Consider the following 2,211-nt stretch of genomic DNA (forward strand, 5'->3'; position numbering starts at 1 on the left):
TTTGCACCACATAATTCCAGTCTTCCTCGGTAAAGGGTTCGATGGAAATGGTTAATTCATAGGGCTCCGGAGCAGTTCCTTGAACTTTGGCGACTACTTGTGGTCCTAGAAAGTCAATACTGAGAATGTTGCCTTCTTTGGCATAGATACGTCCCCGTTCCAAACGCTTTTTGAAGCGATAGGAATTGAGTAAATCATTCCAACGTTCTACCCACCATTCTTGGGTTTCGATTTCGTAGTTTGTCATTTATATAGTAAAGGGAATAGGGAACAGGGAGTAGGGAGTAGGGAGTAGGGAGTAGGGAGTAGGGAGTAGGGAGCAGGGAGTAGGGAGTAGGGAGTAGGCAACAAATGCTTATATTAGCACTATAGCTTTTTATAGTCTAATGAGGTACACAATATTTTTTCGTTCTTCCCTGTTACCTGTTCTCTGCTTACCTGTTCTCTGCTTACCTGTTCTCTGCTTACCTGTTCTCTGCTTACCTGTTCTCTGCTCCCTGCTCCCTGTTCCCTAAAAACCCAGAAATATGTACTCAATAAAGTCGCAAACCGCTATAACTAAAACTTTGACACTGGAACTCGTAACACTAATCCTGGATAGATCTGATCAGGACGGTTAATCTGGTGTCGGTTGGCTTCTAATATCCGAGGAGACAATCTGCCGTCACCGTAAACTTGTTGGGCGATGGCGAAGAGGGTGTCTCCGGGGATGACAGTGTATTGATAGAAACCAAAGTACCGAAGCAGCAAGGCGTTGCCGAAAACAATTGGCACGACTACCTGATTGGTTTCACTGCCGTTTGCTGCTGAGATACTGAAAATTTCAAGGGTACCTTGGGGGGTTGCTGGAACCATTTTCAATGGCAATCCTACCGAAAAGTTAGCGAGGATGCCATTACCGCCAACAGTGAGAAAATTCCGGAATAACTTGGTACCATTATTGTCCCGGACACGGAGGTGAATGATGTCTTCAAAGCCAGTAGCAATGCCGCAAACACGGATGGGATTGTCAACAATATCGTGGGGTAGGGGCTGACGAACGGAAATGGTAGGTAGACTGTTTCTTGGCTCAGGGGTACTTGTGTAAACCTGTGAAGTTTGGTGGCTAATCTTGCTATTGGTGTTTATTGTGTTAATCATGACTAGCTCCTGTGGGTTAGTTGATCCGGCGAGAAGCCTCATGATTTTAGCGAGGCTTGCTTTGCATTATGGACAATGGCATCAAGCTTCAACAGTACCCAACAAGGGTACTTTTTTGTTTGTGAGCTCAAGGGGTGACAACAAGGCTACAAAGCTCTCTGGATAACAGATAGAGCGTTAAGTCCTCTGGGGAAAATTGAGCTGTTTGTGAGGTTTGAGATTGATCAGACAAAAAGCTAAATCTGACCAGGTATTGAGAGATTGAACCCAATCAGGAGCATGCAATCCAATCCAAAAAGAACTATGTCGCTCCGTTGAACATTCTGTTTCAGTTGGACGAGAAATATACTCAGTCACTCTGATATTTTGTAACAATGTTCCCTGTAAAGTAGCTAAAGTATAAGCGATAGACATGAGTAAGACTTTTGGCTTATAAGCGTCGCTCATTCACTTTTGTATTTTCGAGAGGTGCGCTTTCCTATGACGCATTAAAACGGGGTCGCACCTCTCCGTGATGCTTCATGATCTGATCTAGATAGTGAATCCAATCTGTACCGTTGTGGCAGTTTCAAAACTGCCCTACTGATCAGTGTAGGAAGTTACTCATAGCTATACACTGATCAGTGTAGGAAGTTATTCATAGCTGAATTACTAACTCAAAGGTGATTTAAATGGCTAGAATCAAAATAGAAGAACTGACTGAGAAATCAACCAAAGACTCATCAGGAAGGGGTAACACCTTATTGGCCTTGACTGACGACGAGTTAACCAAGGTGTGCGGCGGTTTTATAGCTGGCGGCAATAAACGTCTTGATTCGGTAAATGCAAATGTGCCTATTTGGCCTTGACAGTCTGTCTGGCAAGCAGAAAAGCACCAGACAGAAAAGTACTAGATAGGTTTAGTACATCGGGAAAGTCTGGTTTGACTATGCAATGAGATTGAATTCCCCAGACAGAGCGATGCCCTCCCTTCCCCTTGGATCGGAGGGCATCTGTTCTGGAGGAGCGACATGAGAGCTAAAAAGTAGACTGTATAAGCTGCATCGCTGGTCAATAATTATCGAACTTATG

General features: G+C 44.1%; 4 protein-coding genes and 1 pseudogene. 2 read left to right on the forward strand and 3 right to left on the reverse strand.

Annotated features, from left to right (window positions below; translation table 11 throughout):
• Window positions 1-247 (reverse strand): annotated as a pseudogene (locus F6K49_RS42735) (hypothetical protein); the annotation flags it as partial.
• Window positions 248-386: 139 nt separating this feature from the next.
• Here F6K49_RS42735 and F6K49_RS42740 point away from each other — a divergent pair.
• A complete protein-coding gene (locus tag F6K49_RS42740) occupies window positions 387-515 on the forward strand; it encodes a hypothetical protein (RefSeq protein WP_293107546.1) in 129 nt (42 codons plus the stop codon).
• Window positions 516-558: 43 nt separating this feature from the next.
• Here the strand turns inward: F6K49_RS42740 and F6K49_RS42745 are convergent, their stop codons facing one another.
• Together F6K49_RS42745 and F6K49_RS42750 are read right to left on the reverse strand one after the other, a co-directional pair.
• Complete coding sequence (locus F6K49_RS42745) at window positions 559-1,140, reverse strand: Gmad2 immunoglobulin-like domain-containing protein (RefSeq protein ID WP_293107549.1); 582 nt, start codon at window positions 1,138-1,140, stop codon at window positions 559-561.
• A 177-nt stretch (window positions 1,141-1,317) separates the two neighbouring features.
• Window positions 1,318-1,587 carry a hypothetical protein gene (locus F6K49_RS42750; RefSeq protein WP_293107552.1) on the reverse strand — a complete coding sequence of 90 codons (270 nt, stop codon included), beginning with the start codon at window positions 1,585-1,587 and terminating at the stop codon, window positions 1,318-1,320.
• A 224-nt stretch (window positions 1,588-1,811) separates the two neighbouring features.
• Between F6K49_RS42750 and F6K49_RS42755 the strand changes: the two genes are divergently transcribed.
• A complete protein-coding gene (locus F6K49_RS42755; RefSeq protein WP_293107554.1) occupies window positions 1,812-1,988 on the forward strand; it encodes a hypothetical protein in 177 nt (58 codons plus the stop codon).
• Window positions 1,989-2,211 lie beyond the last annotated feature (223 nt).

This window comes from Moorena sp. SIO3I6, assembly GCF_010672095.1.

Bases quoted from the DNA above. Each gene is read 5' to 3' on its own strand.
- F6K49_RS42740 (WP_293107546.1), top strand. From the start codon at position 387: ATGAGGTACACAATATTTTTTCGTTCTTCCCTGTTACCTGTTCTCTGC.
- F6K49_RS42745 (WP_293107549.1), bottom strand. From the start codon at position 1,140: ATGATTAACACAATAAACACCAATAGCAAGATTAGCCACCAAACTTCA.
- F6K49_RS42750 (WP_293107552.1), bottom strand. From the start codon at position 1,587: ATGAGCGACGCTTATAAGCCAAAAGTCTTACTCATGTCTATCGCTTAT.
- F6K49_RS42755 (WP_293107554.1), top strand. From the start codon at position 1,812: ATGGCTAGAATCAAAATAGAAGAACTGACTGAGAAATCAACCAAAGAC.